Source organism: Shewanella sp. 10B (genome assembly GCF_023475885.1).
Lineage (GTDB): Bacteria > Pseudomonadota > Gammaproteobacteria > Enterobacterales > Shewanellaceae > Shewanella > Shewanella mangrovisoli.
In genome coordinates, this window is the sequence record NZ_JAMDJO010000001.1 from 798,621 (window position 1) to 813,977 (window position 15,357).

Genomic DNA, 15,357 nt, shown 5'->3' on the forward strand with positions numbered 1-15,357 from the left:
GGTGCAGCGTTAGTTTTCTAGCCAAGAGCGGTTGTAGTCTTTACTCATGCAATTTTGCACATGTTCGGTTAATTTCAGTGGGGCGAAGGTGTCCACCATCACTGCATATTCATAGGTTTCTTTTTTGCCAATCGAGGCTTCGGTACGGCCGGGTTGTGGACCGTGCGCTACCCCTTTTTGATGTAGGGTGATGTAACCGGCTTCAATCCCAGTACGACTCATAAAGTCACCGTCGACGTAGTACAGCACTTCATCACTATCAATATTGTTGTGATAGTAAGGCGCAGGAATGGCACGCTCGTGGAAGTCATAAGGACGCGGTACAAAGTTACACACCACAAAGTTGTGGGCGGTAAACACTAAGTGGTCTGAAGGCGGTAAGTGAATTTTGCCGACTTTTGGTGCGTATTCGGTAATGTTAAATGCCCAGGGGTAAACACAGCCATCCCAACCCACAAGGTCAAAGGGATGCCACTCTAAGGTAGTCAGTTGGTACTTATCACCAAATTTACATACCAGCGGGAAGGCGCCACGTTCAACCACGGCATCTTGCAATACGGGCGTGCGTAGATCGCGTTCACAATAGGGGGCAGACTCGAGTAACTGACCGTATTCATTACGGAAATGTTTTGGCACTTCCACCATTGAAAAGGCTTCAATTACAAATAAGCGCACATTACTGTAATCGTTGAATTTGAGCTGATGTGTGGTGCCGCGTGGGATCACTAAGTAGTCCCATTTTTTGATCTCTAGAGTGCCATATTCACTGTAGAGCGTACCTTCACCTTCGTGCACAAACACCACTTCATCGGCGTAGGCATTGCGGTAAAACTCCGGCGTGTCTTGAGTCACTTTTGCGGTATAGATGGCCACATCATTGTTATAAAAGATTTTGTTGCGGGCACTAAAGAAGTTGCCTTCGCGATCGGCCGTGCGAGAGTCCAATTTGTAGTTTTGAACTAATGAATCTTCCCATTGGGCACCGTGACCGAGGCGGTAGGGCGCTACTTCCAATGCCTTAGTCGGCATATTGTGGTGATATTTATTCGAATAAATATTGGAAAAACCATGGGTTGAAAACAGCTCCTCACGGTATAACTCGCCGTTTTCTTTCTCAAATGCGATATGGCGCTTATGGGGGACTTGGCCTTGTTTCACATAAAATGGCATGGTGATTCCTTCAAAGTTGCGCTGCAGGCTTGCCTACACCGCGAGTCGTTATGCTGCAAGTTGCATTAGTGTGATCTTCTTATCAATTTAGTTGCTTGAATGAACAAAAAAAAGAATAATAAATCTGTTATCTCCATCTAAAAATTAGATGGTATTAACTGCTTTACGCTTCGTAGCGTTTCCGTGACATGTTAATGAGAGCCTAGGAGTCCCCATGCGCATCGATATTGATGCTTTTAATGTGCTGCAAGTGTTGGTGGAAGAGGGCAGTTTTGCCAAAGCCGCCGAGCGTTTACACAAGGCGCAATCGGCGGTCAGCTATCAGGTCAAAAAGCTGGAAGAGCACTTAGGTGTGCAACTTTTTAGTCGTGATCAATACCGCGCCGAATTAACAAGCGAGGGGCGGGTGATCTTGGCCGAGGGGCAAAGACTGTTACAACACCTTGCCAATATCGAACATCTTGCCAGTCGTTTCAGTGAAGGTTGGGAGCCGAAGCTTGAGTTAGTGATCGATGGCGCCTTGCCGATGGAGCCGATTATGACGGCACTTAAACGGATGGCAGAGCATCAAATTCCAACGAAAATCCAACTCAATATGGAGTTTCTCGGTGGTGTGCAGCACAGATTCGAGCGTGATAACGCGGATCTGATGTTGGTTAAAGACTACCGCACCGGCCCCTATTATCACCCACAGCCACTCCCTGCGATAACCAGTGTGCTGGTGACGAGTGCTTCACATCCTCTGGCTCAGCAAAAACACATCAGTTTGCCCGAGTTACAGCAACATGTTGAGCTGACCATCGAAGATTCCTCCCCCAATAAAACCTATCGAGATGAGCTGCAATTTGGCGGCGATAAAGTGTTCTATCTTTCTGGTTTTATTATGAAAAAGAACGCGTTATTAAAAGGACTCGGCTTTGGTTGGCTGCCAGATTTTCTGGTGCAGGAGGAGTTATTGAGTGGTGAGCTTGTGGAAGTCGACTTTGTCGGTGGCAGTCGCTATACCTTTACTCCCCAGTTAGTCTCGACCCTTGAGCGCCCCTTGGGCCGTGCTGGCAAACTCTTTACCGAATTAATCCTAGAGGAATTTGCTAAAGCAGGGCAGTTTAACGGGGTGGGCTTAGGTTAATCCTCTGCGACTTGTCATGTTTTGAAACAACTTACTGACGCAACCTTGGGATAAAAACGGTCGCCTTTTGACATTTTATGTCATAAAGTGAGTCCAATATCGTGGCACTGATGATTACGATTTGCCACATTAATTGGACTAACAGAGTAAGGGAATGGTATGTCTAGACGTTGCCACGAAGTGGACTATGAAATTATCGGTCACAGCATGCAGCTGGTTGAGGTGGAACTTGACCCGCACGAGACTGTGATCGCCGAAGCCGGCGCGATGAATTATCTAGAGCAGGACATTAGCTTCGAGGCCAAAATGGGTGACGGCTCCGAGCCTGAATCTGGCTTTTTTGGCAAGTTGATGGGGGCGGGTAAACGTGTGTTGACGGGTGAAAGCATCTTTATGACACACTTTACGAACCTCGGGCATCAGAAACGTAAAGTGGCGTTTGCCGCGCCCTATCCAGGGACGATTTTGGCTATCGATCTCGCTCAATATGGCGGAGAGCTGATTTGTCAGAAAGACAGTTTCCTCGCCGCCGCCCTAGGGACTCGAGTGAGCATGAAGTTTAATCGCCGCCTAGGCACGGGCTTTTTCGGTGGTGAAGGTTTTATTCTGCAAAGCTTACAGGGTGATGGCATGGCGTTTATTCATGCGGGTGGCACTTTAATAAAGAAAGAACTCAAAGGCGAAACTTTACGTGTTGACACAGGTTGTTTGGTCGGTTTTACCCCAGGAATTGATTACGATATCGAGCGCGCAGGCTCGTTAAAATCGATGGTGTTTGGTGGTGAAGGCCTGTTTTTAGCGACCTTAAAAGGCCATGGCACTGTGTGGCTGCAGAGTCTACCCTTCTCGCGGATGGCGGATCGCATTATTGCTCACGCTCCCTCTGCTGGTGGTAGTGACCGCGGCGAAGGTTCTGTCCTCGGCGGGCTTGGCCGCATGCTCGATGGGCGTTAACCCTAAACGAAAATGCGCACACTTAACTGTTTAAGTGTGCGCAGTAAGCCGTTTGCACATTCAGATCAATAGGTGACCACATTGATGATATCGAGGATCTTACGGCTCTTTTCATCGAGCTTGATAATGGAACCTTCGACTTCAATGCTTATTCTGCCGTCTCTGTCGATGGGGACTACGACGCGGCCGCGGTCATAAATATCGTAATCTAGGATATCGCCACGACGCAGTTTTTTCTGCCATCCGGGAGGGAGAGGCTGACCTTTATCGGCTTTCTTTTGTAAGCCGGGTGGTAAGTCTTTGTCTCGCTTGTCGTGCTCATGCTCATTCTTTGCAAAAGCGGCCATTGGGGCGACCAAACTGAGTACGACTCCGCCAATCAGTGTTGCAGTTAATTTATTCATACTAGCTCCCTTAGGAATTACGTGGTTGTGGTCAATCTAGCTTAGCTTAGATGAACTTTAGCTGAATATGCGCCCTTAGCGGGCGAGCATAAGCACGGCTTGCCATTGTTCTTCGGTAACAGGTTGAATGCTCAGCCTAGAACCTTTAGAGACTAAGTACATATCGGCCAGTTGCGGCAAACTTTTGATCAAACTTAAGGGGATGATTTCCTTGAATTGTTTGACGAAACGAATATCCACCCTTAACCAGCGTGGCTGCTGTGGATCGGACTTAGGATCAAAATATTTTGATTCAGGGTCAAAGGCCGAGCTGTCAGGATAGGCCTGCGTCACGACTTCGGCAATGCCGACGATGCCGGGGACTTTGCAACTTGAGTGGTAAAAGAAGACTTGATCGCCAATTTGCATCGCATCTCGCATAAAGTTACGTGCTTGGTAGTTACGGATCCCAAACCAAGCTTCAGTTTGATTGGGGCAAGCCTTAAGATCGTCGATACTAAATTCGTCGGGTTCCGATTTCATCAGCCAGTAGTTCATCTTTTATCCTTCACAAAAACAGCCAGTCTCTTTGAGTTAATGCATTGAGTTTATCTTACTTTTTGTTTGCCTCACAGTTAACCGTACTCTGAGCAGATTATTGAGAGCGTTAAGTCAGCGTTCAGTTAACCCAGCTTACCCTGTTGTCACTATCGAGTCTGGTATGCCTTATGCACTGGTGCTATGACGCCGCGAATTGATGCAAAGTTGGCAGCTTTAGATCCTAATCCAAGCTTTTTTCAATACCCGACTTTTATATGAGTGATGTTGAGACAGTGAGGTGTGCTATGGAAACTTCAGCAATGACCACAGACAGTGGCCTATACACTAAATACCTTAAAGATTTTACCGCGGGTGATGTGAGCCTGCACCGCGATCGCATGTTGGAATTTATCAGCGATTTAACTACTCAGGGCTGGTTGCTGGCAAATTTCACTTGGGATTATTGGTATAACAACAGTTACTTAGTTGATAAACCTGCTTATATCCGTGATGCCAGTGTCGCGCAATGCCGCCTGTTATTAACTGCGATGACTCGCCTCGAAGTGTTCAGCCCTGGGGTGTTAGAGAATATGCGCCGCCAAGGGGTATTGCTGGCGATTATGGAGCGTTTGCAGCGTTTAGAGGTGGTAACTTCCGATAAACAGGTAGCGTTTATTACCCGTTAATCAAGACGTTCGAGTAACAGAACATCCTTACTCTTTAGTCTAATACCGTGCTTTTTTACTTGTGACATGTTCCGAGGATTGGTTAGTTTGAATCCCGCTAACCATAATAAAAAAGCACGGAGGCCTTAATGTCTGTTTCAACGACTCAAGCAACAAATCAAGCCACTCATCCTCTCAAATACAGTGAGTTCCGGGGGCCTAATTCCCCAGAGCTCGTTGAGAAAACCATAGGACAGTATCTTAACGATATCGCTAACGTTTATCCCGAACAGTTAGCCGTTGTCGTGAATCATCAAGATATCCGCTGGAATTACCGCCAATACCTTGCACAAATTGATGCTTTGGCCACAGGTTTACTCAAACTTGGCATAGGTCCTGGGGATCGCGTGGGCATTTGGTCGCCCAATAATATTGAGTGGTGTCTAACCCAATTCGCCACCGCCAAAATTGGCGCCATCATGGTGTGTATCAACCCCGCTTATCGGCCTGAAGAATTACAATATGCGCTAACTAACGTGGGCTGTAGGGCGGTGATTTGCGCCGATAAATTCAAGTCCAGTAACTATTTACAGATGCTCTACGAGTTAGCGCCAGAGCTTAAGGTGTGCGCCGCAGGGCAATTGCAGGCCAAGGCGTTGCCCGAGTTACAGTTTGTGATCCGCATGGGGGCTGAGCAGTCTCCCGGCATGTTGAACTTTGATGATTTATTGGTTGAGGTGACGGCCGATGACAAGGCTGCGCTAGAGCAAATCGCCGAATCACTTAGCCCTTATGATGCCATTAATATTCAATTTACCTCTGGCACCACAGGCAGCCCGAAGGGTGCGACATTATCGCACCATAACATCCTGAATAATGGCTACTTAGTGGCCGAGGCGATGAAGTTTACCTGTGAGGATAAGCTCTGTATTCCAGTGCCTTTATATCATTGCTTTGGCATGGTACTCGGGAGCTTAGTGTGCCTTGCTAAGGGCGCGGCGGCGGTTTTTCCTGGGGACTCCTTCGATCCGCTGACCACTCTAGAGGTGGTAGAACGTGAACGCTGCACCGCACTGCACGGTGTACCGACCATGTTTATTGCCGAGTTAGAGCACCCCGAATTTAAACGCTTTGATTTAAGCTCGCTGCGTACCGGTGTTATGGCGGGGGCAACTTGCCCAGAAGAAGTAATGCGCCGGGTACAAAACCTGATGTATATGCAGGAAGTGTTAATTGGGTATGGGCAAACCGAGTGCAGCCCGCTGAATCACATTACCGAAATCGACTCACCGGTAGAGAAGCGTGTGCTGACCGTTGGCCGTGCTTTACCCCATACCGAAGTGAAAATCGTCGATGAATTTGGTGAAGTGCTGCCGATAAATACACCCGGTGAAGTCTGTAGCCGTGGGTATTGCATAATGCAGTGTTACTGGAACGATCCTGAAAAAACGGCGGCAACCATCGACAGTGAAGGCTGGCTGCATTCTGGCGATATTGGGCAAATGGATGAGCAAGGCTATGTGCAAATTGTTGGTCGCATTAAAGATATGATTATTCGCGGTGGCGAGAATATCTATCCCCGTGAAATTGAAGAGAAACTCTATACCCATAAAGATGTGCAAGATGCGGCAGTGTTTGGGGTACACAGTGATAAATACGGCGAGGAAGTGTGCGCGTGGATCAAGGTTCGCAGTGGCGCCACGATTTCAGAGGAGGATATTCGTCATTTCCTCACCGAAAAGTTTGCCTACTTTAAAGTGCCTCGCTACATCAAGTTTGTGGAGCAATACCCCATGACTGTCACGGGCAAAATCCAGAAATTTAAAATGCGTGAGCTGATGTATCAAGAGTTATATGAGGATATTAATGCATAGGGCATGTTGACGTTTTGAGATGAAATGTTGTTCGTTCTGGCAAGTTTGAGCTCACGAAACGAGGATGACCTGTCATTATTCTACTCGAATGGCGAATCACTTTTATTACACCAAGTAAGAGAGTTAACTTGCCAAACGAACCCTTCGGGCAGTGTTTAGCTGGCGTTTCTGCTGCGTTATCGTCCGTTTATGTAGAATAACAACACAGCACGGACTCTGCCTTGCATAAACGTTAGCCATATCGCTGTAAAAATCCCCCTAAAACGTCATCACGCCCAAGGGCACATAAGATAAATCAACCCAAGTTCGATGGCTTGGGTTGATGTTTAGGTCGAGATTCAAAATTATCGACGGTGGCGGCGAATTTGATTATCGAGCCAAGCCGCACTCTTAGTTAATTGTCGTTGACTTAGGCGCAGCCAACGTTTTGCCCAAGGATACTGGGTGCTCAAGAGGGTTAGTCCTATCAGGATAAACAGCAGTCCCGGTCCGGGTAAGAGTAAAAATATCCCTCCGACTAAGGTAAAACATGCACCAATCACGGTAATGACGGTTCGAGTCATCGCGGGATGCATAAAAGTCAACTTACTGTCTTTGAAATAAATTGGCATATCGCGTCCCCTCAGATTGACTTCATCAGCTGGCTCTCACCAGCTTGGCCTCATCTTCCACTTTTCGCCGCGTGCATGACGACAGTGAATATCGATGCTCGTTTCAGTCTACTCTTATCATTTCTGCTTAGGCTAGGTTCTTGTCGGGTAAATATGTAACAAATATTCACTGTACCTTGAGGCATGGCTGATTATACTGAAAAGAGTTTAACCGATGAGCATGTGATGAATTGTTTGTTTTTCAATCCATTAAAACAGATGATCCTTTGATGGAGGTGTTATGTTCCGCTGGTGCCTACTGATGCTCTGTTGCCTTTTCGCCACGGCCAATAGCGCATTTGCCGATACGCTTAAGCTCACCTCATTACTCTGGCCGCCTTATTCTGGTCAGCAACTGGCACAACAAGGGGCCAGTGTCGCGGTCGCTCAAGCCGCCTTCGAACGTATGGATCAGCAACTGGTCGTGGATTTTTACCCTTGGAGCCGAGCGATAAAATTGGCGGCCATGCCAAGCTCCGATTACATTGGCTATTTTCCAGAATATTATTTTGAAACGGACAAATTTGTTTTTTCAAAACCAATAGGGATCAGTCCATTAGGCATTGTTGAGCAAAAATCACATCCCATCAGCTGGCACTACTTAGCCGATCTGAACCGCTATACCTTAGGGGTGGTGAAGGACTATGTGAATACCGACTCCCTAGATCTGATGATTGCTTCCGGTACACAGCCCGTCGAGGCCGTGACCTCCGATGAACAAAACATCAAGAAGGTGGCAGCCGGTCGCATCGATGGTGCAGTGATTGATGTCAACGTACTCTATTACCTGTTAAAGCAGCCTCATCTCCAGCCATTGGCGGATAAATTACAGGTGAATAAACAACTGCTTGCCAATAAACAGCTGTATGTTGCGTTTCGTAATACCGAGGAGGGGCGCCATTGGCGAGATGTTTTCGACCAAGGCTTAGCTCAACTGGATATTGAGAGCATTATGGGGGAGTTGTTGTTTCAGGAGGAAGTGACACGCCACTAAAGGAAGCTTGGCTTTGGCTTAATCTGTTGTCATAAATGTGTCGTGGTTCGCCATTAATATCGTCCTAAGGCTATGAGTCGATGCTCATTTCACTTTCTAGGATGATATGAATAACATTCCCTTCGAGTTAGATACACTTTCACAACTCATTGATACTCATCATCTTAAACTCAAATATCAGGTTCTTGCGGACATTCCATTTCGGCACCAACATTTTCCGCTCTACAGTGTCGAGTTAGGCGTCACCGAACGCCCTTGTCCGACCGTGTTATTCGTCGGCGGCGTGCATGGGGTGGAACGGATTGGCTCTCAGGTGATTTTAGCTTTGCTTAACAGCCTGCTACAGCGCCTTGCGTGGGACAAACACCTACAAGCGTTATTAACGGACATCCGCTTAGCCTTTGTCCCTGTGGTGAATCCCGTCGGGTTACTGCTGGGGAGTCGTGGTAATGGAAATCAGGTCGACTTGATGCGCAATGCGCCAATAGAGTCCCGTGAAAAAGTATCTTTTATGGTTGGAGGGCAGCGGCTCTCCTCTAAGTTACCTTGGTTTCGTGGCCTTGGCGGCATGGAGCTTGAAACCGCGGGGCTGGTGGCCTATGTGCAACAATTGCTTAGACAAAGCACCAGTCTTATCTCCCTCGATGCGCATTCTGGTTTTGGTTTGACGGATCATATCTGGTTTCCCTATGCCCACACTCGCGCGTCCTTTGAAAATGCCCACTTCATTTATCACTTAAAGCAATTATTTGAAGCCAGCTATCCCCATCATGGCCACTATCGGCTTGCGCCCCAGAGCCAGTTTTATCGCACCCACGGTGATATTTGGGATTACTTGTACCGCCAGCATCATGCCCAAGATCCTCAAGCAAACATTCCATTCTTACCCTTAACGTTAGAGATGGGATCTTGGGCATGGATTAAGAAAAATCCAAGGCAAATATTTAATTTTGCGGGTTTTTTTAATCCGCAAAAAACACACAGACACCACAGGATTTTACGTCGGCACACAGTACTGATGCAGTTCTTGATGGAGGCGGCGTACGCACGGGAGTTAGAAGGACTGACGCCCGAGCATCTCACACAACTAGCACAGAGTGCGCAGCAGTTTTGGTATCGGGAGCGTTTTTAATGACAACTTGGGTATTACTCAGGGGCTTAATGCGGGATCAACGCCATTGGAATGGCTTCGATCAAAGGTTAAGGCAACGGGGTTGCAGAGTTTTCACCCCAGACTTGCCCGGCAATGGGATCCTCACTCACCAAGCCAGCCCTTTAACTATCGCTGAATACGCCAGCTCGGTGTGGCAACAATTGGATAAGCAACTAGCGGGACAAGCCTTTTATCTGCTGGGCTTATCGATGGGCGGCATGCTCGCCATGGAAATGGCTAAGCAGCGCCCGGAGCAGATAAAGCACCTATTTGTATTGAATAGCAGCGCGGCTAACTTATCGCCTTGGTATCAACGATTTAATGGATTGAATGCCCTGAGTGCTTGGCTCAAACGTTGCCGTGGTCGACAGCTTCATCCCATCGAATCGACAATTGTGCGCTTAACCAGCTATCGCCATCGGCGCGATATTGCCTTGATTGAGCGTTGGAGCCGATATCGCCACGAGTCGACGCCATTTTTCAGCAATGCATGTCGTCAGTTGTGGGCGGCGTTTCGTTATCGCTGCCCAGCGTCTTTACCTGTGCCCGTCAGTATTTTATCGGGTGATCGTGATGCCTTAGTGAATATTCAAACCAGCAGGGCATTAGCACAACAGTTTAAGGTCGAGTTGGTTGTCTTGGCCTATTGTGGTCATGACATCACCATAGATGCGCCAGCTAAACTGGCGCATTATCTATTCGAAATCATAAGCCTAGAGCAAGGGGAAGGGAGTGCGTCGTTTGCAGATTGTGGCGATTTGCTCGATGAGGAAACCGCCTTTCATGAGGCAAGGTTAGTGCAGTCACTGCCAAACTATTTATCAGCACTACCTACTGACGTAGAGTAGTGCTGAGTGATTTGCCTTACGCTTTAGCGACTATGATTACTACGCCTTCGCTACTGTGGTTATTACGCTTTCGCTACTATGGTTTGCCCGATCGGCGTCAGGCTTAGTAGCGCCAGCTTGATATGTTGGATCCCGAAGGGGATACCAATAATCGTCACAAAGCAGGCGAGGGCATGGGCTAAATGACCTATGGCCAACCAAATCCCAAACAGCAAGAACCAAATAATATTGCCCACCATGCCAAAGGCGCCAGTGCCTAAATCTTCACGTCCGGTTAAATGGCGACGATTCATTTGTTCTTGCCCAAAGGGCCAGAAGGTTAATTCGCCAATGACAAAGCAGGCACGGCCGAAGGGAATACCGATAATACTGATAAAACACAAAATCCCTGCGAGCCACCAGGCGAGTCCCATTACAAATCCACCAAGGACAAACCAAGCGATATTGAAAATTAACCGTAAAAGCGACATTGAATACTCCTTAACTCATTTTAAATCTGTGTTGGTATGATGTTGGCCAACACACAGGATCATTAATTGATACTTAAATGGTATAAGCGAGAATTGTGCCAAAATATTTTTCATTATTTATCAGTAAGATGTTCATATGGATGACTGTGTGACGTTGTAAAAAATGCTAGATTTTCGCGAAAATGCTTAATAATTACGGACGATGTAGACAAGCTCGCGGTACACTAACGACCTTGTTTCCTTCGAGTGTATTCATGTTAGCCAATAGCCAGTTGAGTCAAAGCTTGCTCTCTAAGAGTCCTGTTGAGTCTTTTTCCTTTGCCGGACGCGAGATATTTCTCAAGCGAGACGATTTATTGCATCCTGCGTTTAGTGGCAATAAGGCGCGTAAGTTTGCCTATTTTCTAGACCATGATTTTGCTGGCGTGACTAAGCTGATTGGTTATGGCTCCGCGCAGGCTAACTCACTGTATTCACTGTCGGCGCTCGCAAAACTGAAAGGCTGGCAGTGCGATTTTTATGTGGATCATATCGCTAGCCATGTCCGCACATTGCCGACGGGTAACTATGCCGCTGCTATTGCTAATGGTACGCGTGTCATTGATTTATCAAGCCTGATTGCAGCCAATCCTTCTCTTCATCGTGAGCCTAATTGGACTTGCCAGGATTATATTGAGCAGCAAGTCTTGCCTGCTGAGCCTAAGGCTTTGTTTATTCCCGAAGGTGGGCGTTGCAAGTATGCGAAATATGGCGTCAGTCAGTTAGCCACCGAAATAGCTGCTTGGGCTGAGTCACGGCAAATTTCCGATCTCAAGGTGTTTTTACCTGCAGGTACAGGAACAACGGCACTCTTTTTAAATCAGTATTTTGTGCGTCAGCAATTGAATATTCGAGTGCTTACCTGCGCCGTTGTCGGCGGCGATGAGTATTTAACGCAGCAGTTTTATGAGCTAAGCCCTAACGCTGCGGAACATCCACAGATTCTGAATGTGAGGAAGAAATACCATTTTGGGAAACTCTATCCTGAGTTTTATGCCATGTGGCAACGACTCTGTGCCAGCGGTGTGCAATTTGAATTACTCTACGATCCCTTAGGCTTTATGGTGTTAGAGGATTATTTACGGCGCGAGCAACATGTCTCCATTCTCTATATTCATCAGGGGGGGCTATTAGGAAATCAAACCATGTTGCCAAGATACAGACGAAAATACGGTGAGGGCGATGCCGGATAGCATTTAGCCAACTAACTTATTGCGCTTTAATATTTTGTGGGTGCGAGTGGCGATCTTTTCCAGATGTTTAAGATCTTTCAATCCCGGCGTATCGGTTGAATATTGCCAGTAGCTTATTTCAGCATCCAACATTTCCAGCATTTTTTTAGAACAGCCTAAACACTCACCTTGGCACATTTGTGCTTCATCTAAGTTGAGCGGAATAACCTGTTTAATCTGGGTTATTAAGGTCAGCATAGCCGTTTTAGTATCGGGTTTTGACATAGAAAATACATTCACAAACGGAGTGAGTGATTATATTAGCAGGGACAAATACAGATTAATTTGATCTAGATTAGATGAATACACATTTGGTTCGGCACGTATCTGTGTGAGCTAGATACAGCCTGAACCAAACGAGTTCGTCATTCGACGTAAGGGGATAGCAAATCGTGATATTGGGCTATCTATTTCGGTAATTAGGCTTCGGTATGGCGAGGAAAATGGGAACCGAATAAACCTAAACACCGTTTTGGGTACTCTAAGGAGTACACAATGAGACTTATTTATTTGCCGACAATAGCCATTTCATAAAGTTTAAGGCTTCGGTACGCTTTGAAAAAGTCTGCTTGTTTTTACCTTGTCTATCGGTAAAAGCAATGGATGTTTTGTTAACTGAAATAGAGTCTACAGGAAAGTTCACTGTGATTTCATGTCCGTTAATTTTGTATGACATAGGCCACACTCCTTTTAATTCAATTCACCCTTGGGTGAGTAAGTTATAACAATAAAATATCCTTAGCATAATTGCGAAAGATGATACTAATGAGTCTTGAGGTTACCCATTCCATGATCATTAATCAAGAGATGCCTTATTGATAACTAATGCATATCAGCGATTATGTCAATGGAATATCTCAATTAGCCCAGTTGACCATAGTAAAGTGACAGTACTATGACATGGGTTTAATTAAATAGTTCACTGTTTTTGAGTCGATGCAGAAAATCACTAACTCATTATTTTTGTGGGACTTACTTGTAGTAGGCTTTCTTCGTGAGGATCGTTTTTGTCATTGCTTACGCGAATGGACAAATCGATATAAAAAGGATAACGACAAGATACTTCTCAAAACGGCGGGCAGTATAACAGCAAAATTCCCGCTGGCAAGTTTATTTTTTACTCAGCGGGAAATAAGTTTGTTGGTATTTTGTTGTAATTTTGCGTTTATCGGTTATTCACTCTGCCAGCTTATTTTAAATGTCAGCGAGATTAATAAATCAGCTCACCAATGGGATTCAATAATTTACTGAGCCCTTTGGTAAAATATAACGGCGCATCTAACACTGTGTAACAGAGGCAGCCTGACTGGGTTTTAGGCGAATGTTGCGTGTTGCCATCTAAGATGATGAAATCGCCGGGAACATACTGCCCGTTGATGTCCGAAAATTCCCCCGCCAATAACAGGGTCAGTTCGTATCCCTTATGGGTGTGCTGCGGGATCTCACCTAAGGCGTCGATGTGCAATAGGCTGGCGCGGGTGTGGCTTTCATCCACATCGAAACGCATTCGGCTGACCTTACCAATTTGCTGCCACGGATGAGCGATATGTTGACGAAAGACTGTCGGGATCTCATAGCGCACATGCTTATGATTTAGGGAAACCGTCGCTTTGGCGAGATAGTCGCTTTCAGTTGGCGTTGCTTCTGGCAAGTCCATAATATGCGACAACATTTGCTGCCAAGCGTCATCTTGTGCCGTATCGGTTTCTCTGATAAAAGCTGGTTCAGTGGTTTGGCTCGGCGTTAAAAAGGCGAGTTCTGCCGCTTGTTCCGTAAAGCGGCTTACTTGCGATTGGCACTCATGGCAAAGGGCACAATGGGCCGCAATGGCAATCGACATAGACAACGGCAGCTCGCCTTGTGCATGGGCTAATAGCAAATCGGTATGGGGATGATGTTTAATCATGTTGCGTCTCCAAAAAGCTTTTCAGCTTTTCTAACCCCAATCTGAGTCGCGATTTTATCGTACCAATCGGGACTTTTAAGGCATCGGCTAATTCTTGTTGCGTGAGTTCTTGCATATAGATCCCTTGAACCACTTGGCGTTGAGGCAAGGGCAGGGCATCTAAATGCGCGAGTAGCTTGGCGGTGAGTTTATGATCTGGGCCGTTTTCTTGACTGACGGCGACATCGTAAATAGGCCAAATATCATCCCCGAAGGCATCTTCACGGTTATGTTGGATGCGCCTGAGCATGTCGAAACACTGGTTGCGCATAATGGTAAATACCCAGGTCGCGACCGAGCCTTTGTCGGCATTGTACAAATGGGCCTTGGTCCACACTAAGGTCATGGTTTCTTGCACCAGATCCATGGCCAGCCCTTGCTGATTTAAGCGTTGCAGACCGAATGCACGAATTTTGGGCATAAAATGGCTGAACAATTCCGCAAAGGCGGCTTTATCCCGTTGATTCGCGACTCTTAGAATGGCGCGCGCTAAAGGATCCGCATCTGTGACTGGCTCATTGGCTGTTGAAATAGTGCTATCGTTTTCCATAGCAATATCGATAGGGGATGATAACTGCCTATCATAGCGATTTTGCGCTAAATGTGATTGAAAATTTTCCATTATTAGCTCTTTACTTAAGGTTCAATCCAGTCTGAACATCACAAAAGATGTTACGTCAGGGCCGACATTCGATAAGCATACAGAGCAATACGTGGCTCGCGGGAAGTTGGATCACTTAAGCGGATTGAATGACAGTATGTAATAAATCCTGTGTTAGTTGATGATCTAATGCATTGATACAAGCGTATTTCTCGGCTGCTTGTACCGGCAGAATTTCTAACCAGCGTTGGCAAACCCAGGCGATATCTTCAAATTGTTCCACCTGATAATGTTGCAGGTGCAGCGGGAACTCCTTAAGAATGTTTTGCAGCATCTCACTCAAGTAACGCTCATCGTCTTCAATCGGTGCACTCGGCCAATTATCGATAAGCTTCACCTCGGCACGCTTTAATCCGTCCGACTCTATGCTGATTTCGCCGAGTGTGAAGCGTTGTTTTCCTTGAATGCTTATTCCGAGCATTCCATCGGGTAAGGTTTCAAAATCGATGATATGCACCAGCGTGCCGATGGGATAAAGGGTTTTGCCATCCTCCGATGTCATACACAGGCCAAAACCATCCGCCGATTTAAGGGATTCAGCGACTAAGCGTTTATACCTGGGTTCAAAAATGCGCAACTGCGTATATCCCTCTGGTAATAAACAGATTGGCAAAGGAAAAAGAGGTAATTTCATAGTGGCCTCAAGTGAA

The 15,357-nt window shown here is 46.5% G+C and carries 18 protein-coding genes; 8 read left to right on the top strand and 10 right to left on the bottom strand.

Going from position 1 to position 15,357, the window contains the following annotated elements; genetic code table 11:
• Positions 1–9: 9 nt before the first annotated feature.
• Positions 10–1,170, bottom strand: coding sequence for a homogentisate 1,2-dioxygenase (locus M0415_RS03390; protein WP_089067590.1), 1,161 nt, complete (start codon positions 1,168–1,170; stop codon positions 10–12).
• 214 nt (positions 1,171–1,384) lie between these two features.
• Between M0415_RS03390 and M0415_RS03395 the strand changes: the two genes are divergently transcribed.
• Together M0415_RS03395 and M0415_RS03400 are read left to right on the top strand one after the other, a co-directional pair.
• Complete coding sequence (locus M0415_RS03395; protein WP_088211568.1) at positions 1,385–2,299, top strand: LysR family transcriptional regulator; 915 nt, start codon at positions 1,385–1,387, stop codon at positions 2,297–2,299.
• A gap of 159 nt (positions 2,300–2,458) precedes the next feature.
• Positions 2,459–3,253: a TIGR00266 family protein gene (locus M0415_RS03400; RefSeq protein ID WP_011717401.1), complete on the top strand. Its 795-nt coding sequence runs from the start codon at positions 2,459–2,461 to the stop codon at positions 3,251–3,253.
• Between the two features lie 65 nt (positions 3,254–3,318).
• Here M0415_RS03400 and M0415_RS03405 read toward each other — a convergent pair whose 3' ends face one another.
• Positions 3,319–3,657 carry a hypothetical protein gene (locus M0415_RS03405; protein WP_011717400.1) on the bottom strand — a complete coding sequence of 113 codons (339 nt, stop codon included), beginning with the start codon at positions 3,655–3,657 and terminating at the stop codon, positions 3,319–3,321.
• Between the two features lie 75 nt (positions 3,658–3,732).
• Positions 3,733–4,194, bottom strand: coding sequence for an EVE domain-containing protein (locus tag M0415_RS03410; RefSeq protein ID WP_249555638.1), 462 nt, complete (start codon positions 4,192–4,194; stop codon positions 3,733–3,735).
• Positions 4,195–4,481: 287 nt separating this feature from the next.
• Here M0415_RS03410 and M0415_RS03415 point away from each other — a divergent pair, with 287 nt between their 5' ends.
• Together M0415_RS03415 and M0415_RS03420 are read left to right on the top strand one after the other, a co-directional pair.
• Positions 4,482–4,862: a DUF6508 domain-containing protein gene (locus tag M0415_RS03415; RefSeq protein WP_249555636.1), complete on the top strand. Its 381-nt coding sequence runs from the start codon at positions 4,482–4,484 to the stop codon at positions 4,860–4,862.
• A 128-nt stretch (positions 4,863–4,990) separates the two neighbouring features.
• Entirely contained in the window at positions 4,991–6,715 is a 1,725-nt protein-coding gene (locus tag M0415_RS03420) for an AMP-binding protein (RefSeq protein ID WP_249555634.1), read from the top strand.
• A 344-nt stretch (positions 6,716–7,059) separates the two neighbouring features.
• Here the strand turns inward: M0415_RS03420 and M0415_RS03425 are convergent, their stop codons facing one another.
• Positions 7,060–7,326: a PGPGW domain-containing protein gene (locus M0415_RS03425; RefSeq protein WP_220053307.1), complete on the bottom strand. Its 267-nt coding sequence runs from the start codon at positions 7,324–7,326 to the stop codon at positions 7,060–7,062.
• 280 nt (positions 7,327–7,606) lie between these two features.
• Between M0415_RS03425 and M0415_RS03430 the strand changes: the two genes are divergently transcribed.
• From M0415_RS03430 to M0415_RS03440, 3 genes are all read left to right on the top strand, one after another.
• Positions 7,607–8,359, top strand: a complete 753-nt coding sequence (locus tag M0415_RS03430) for a substrate-binding periplasmic protein (RefSeq protein WP_088211574.1) — start codon at positions 7,607–7,609, stop codon at positions 8,357–8,359.
• A gap of 106 nt (positions 8,360–8,465) precedes the next feature.
• Positions 8,466–9,491, top strand: coding sequence for a M14 family metallopeptidase (locus M0415_RS03435; RefSeq protein ID WP_249555632.1), 1,026 nt, complete (start codon positions 8,466–8,468; stop codon positions 9,489–9,491).
• Positions 9,491–10,360, top strand: coding sequence for an alpha/beta fold hydrolase (locus M0415_RS03440; protein ID WP_249555630.1), 870 nt, complete (start codon positions 9,491–9,493; stop codon positions 10,358–10,360). Before M0415_RS03435 ends, M0415_RS03440 begins: the two co-directional genes overlap by 1 nt.
• A 62-nt stretch (positions 10,361–10,422) precedes the next feature.
• Here M0415_RS03440 and M0415_RS03445 read toward each other — a convergent pair whose 3' ends face one another.
• Positions 10,423–10,830 carry a YccF domain-containing protein gene (locus M0415_RS03445; protein ID WP_011626453.1) on the bottom strand — a complete coding sequence of 136 codons (408 nt, stop codon included), beginning with the start codon at positions 10,828–10,830 and terminating at the stop codon, positions 10,423–10,425.
• Between the two features lie 284 nt (positions 10,831–11,114).
• Between M0415_RS03445 and M0415_RS03450 the strand changes: the two genes are divergently transcribed.
• Positions 11,115–12,062: a 1-aminocyclopropane-1-carboxylate deaminase/D-cysteine desulfhydrase gene (locus M0415_RS03450; protein ID WP_249556605.1), complete on the top strand. Its 948-nt coding sequence runs from the start codon at positions 11,115–11,117 to the stop codon at positions 12,060–12,062.
• 3 nt (positions 12,063–12,065) lie between these two features.
• Here the strand turns inward: M0415_RS03450 and M0415_RS03455 are convergent, their stop codons facing one another.
• The 5 genes from M0415_RS03455 to M0415_RS03475 form a co-directional block, all read right to left on the bottom strand.
• The gene (locus tag M0415_RS03455) at positions 12,066–12,326 is read right to left on the bottom strand and encodes a hypothetical protein (protein ID WP_011717391.1); all 261 of its coding nucleotides are present in this window, start codon (positions 12,324–12,326) and stop codon (positions 12,066–12,068) included.
• Positions 12,327–12,603: 277 nt separating this feature from the next.
• Positions 12,604–12,777 carry a hypothetical protein gene (locus M0415_RS03460; RefSeq protein WP_023265706.1) on the bottom strand — a complete coding sequence of 58 codons (174 nt, stop codon included), beginning with the start codon at positions 12,775–12,777 and terminating at the stop codon, positions 12,604–12,606.
• Positions 12,778–13,311: 534 nt separating this feature from the next.
• A complete protein-coding gene (locus tag M0415_RS03465) occupies positions 13,312–14,007 on the bottom strand; it encodes a ChrR family anti-sigma-E factor (RefSeq protein WP_249555629.1) in 696 nt (231 codons plus the stop codon).
• Positions 14,000–14,668 (bottom strand): sigma-70 family RNA polymerase sigma factor, encoded by a 669-nt coding sequence (locus tag M0415_RS03470; RefSeq protein WP_249555627.1) that lies wholly within the window; start codon positions 14,666–14,668, stop codon positions 14,000–14,002. The genes M0415_RS03465 and M0415_RS03470 overlap by 8 nt, the downstream gene beginning before the upstream one ends.
• Positions 14,669–14,783: 115 nt before the next feature.
• The gene (locus M0415_RS03475; protein WP_249555625.1) at positions 14,784–15,341 is read right to left on the bottom strand and encodes an LON peptidase substrate-binding domain-containing protein; all 558 of its coding nucleotides are present in this window, start codon (positions 15,339–15,341) and stop codon (positions 14,784–14,786) included.
• Positions 15,342–15,357 lie beyond the last annotated feature (16 nt).

Bases quoted from the DNA above. Each gene is read 5' to 3' on its own strand.
- M0415_RS03390 (WP_089067590.1), bottom strand. From the start codon at position 1,170: ATGCCATTTTATGTGAAACAAGGCCAAGTCCCCCATAAGCGCCATATC.
- M0415_RS03395 (WP_088211568.1), top strand. From the start codon at position 1,385: ATGCGCATCGATATTGATGCTTTTAATGTGCTGCAAGTGTTGGTGGAA.
- M0415_RS03400 (WP_011717401.1), top strand. From the start codon at position 2,459: ATGTCTAGACGTTGCCACGAAGTGGACTATGAAATTATCGGTCACAGC.
- M0415_RS03405 (WP_011717400.1), bottom strand. From the start codon at position 3,657: ATGAATAAATTAACTGCAACACTGATTGGCGGAGTCGTACTCAGTTTG.
- M0415_RS03410 (WP_249555638.1), bottom strand. From the start codon at position 4,194: ATGAACTACTGGCTGATGAAATCGGAACCCGACGAATTTAGTATCGAC.
- M0415_RS03415 (WP_249555636.1), top strand. From the start codon at position 4,482: ATGGAAACTTCAGCAATGACCACAGACAGTGGCCTATACACTAAATAC.
- M0415_RS03420 (WP_249555634.1), top strand. From the start codon at position 4,991: ATGTCTGTTTCAACGACTCAAGCAACAAATCAAGCCACTCATCCTCTC.
- M0415_RS03425 (WP_220053307.1), bottom strand. From the start codon at position 7,326: ATGCCAATTTATTTCAAAGACAGTAAGTTGACTTTTATGCATCCCGCG.
- M0415_RS03430 (WP_088211574.1), top strand. From the start codon at position 7,607: ATGTTCCGCTGGTGCCTACTGATGCTCTGTTGCCTTTTCGCCACGGCC.
- M0415_RS03435 (WP_249555632.1), top strand. From the start codon at position 8,466: ATGAATAACATTCCCTTCGAGTTAGATACACTTTCACAACTCATTGAT.
- M0415_RS03440 (WP_249555630.1), top strand. From the start codon at position 9,491: ATGACAACTTGGGTATTACTCAGGGGCTTAATGCGGGATCAACGCCAT.
- M0415_RS03445 (WP_011626453.1), bottom strand. From the start codon at position 10,830: ATGTCGCTTTTACGGTTAATTTTCAATATCGCTTGGTTTGTCCTTGGT.
- M0415_RS03455 (WP_011717391.1), bottom strand. From the start codon at position 12,326: ATGTCAAAACCCGATACTAAAACGGCTATGCTGACCTTAATAACCCAG.
- M0415_RS03460 (WP_023265706.1), bottom strand. From the start codon at position 12,777: ATGTCATACAAAATTAACGGACATGAAATCACAGTGAACTTTCCTGTA.
- M0415_RS03465 (WP_249555629.1), bottom strand. From the start codon at position 14,007: ATGATTAAACATCATCCCCATACCGATTTGCTATTAGCCCATGCACAA.
- M0415_RS03470 (WP_249555627.1), bottom strand. From the start codon at position 14,668: ATGGAAAATTTTCAATCACATTTAGCGCAAAATCGCTATGATAGGCAG.
- M0415_RS03475 (WP_249555625.1), bottom strand. From the start codon at position 15,341: ATGAAATTACCTCTTTTTCCTTTGCCAATCTGTTTATTACCAGAGGGA.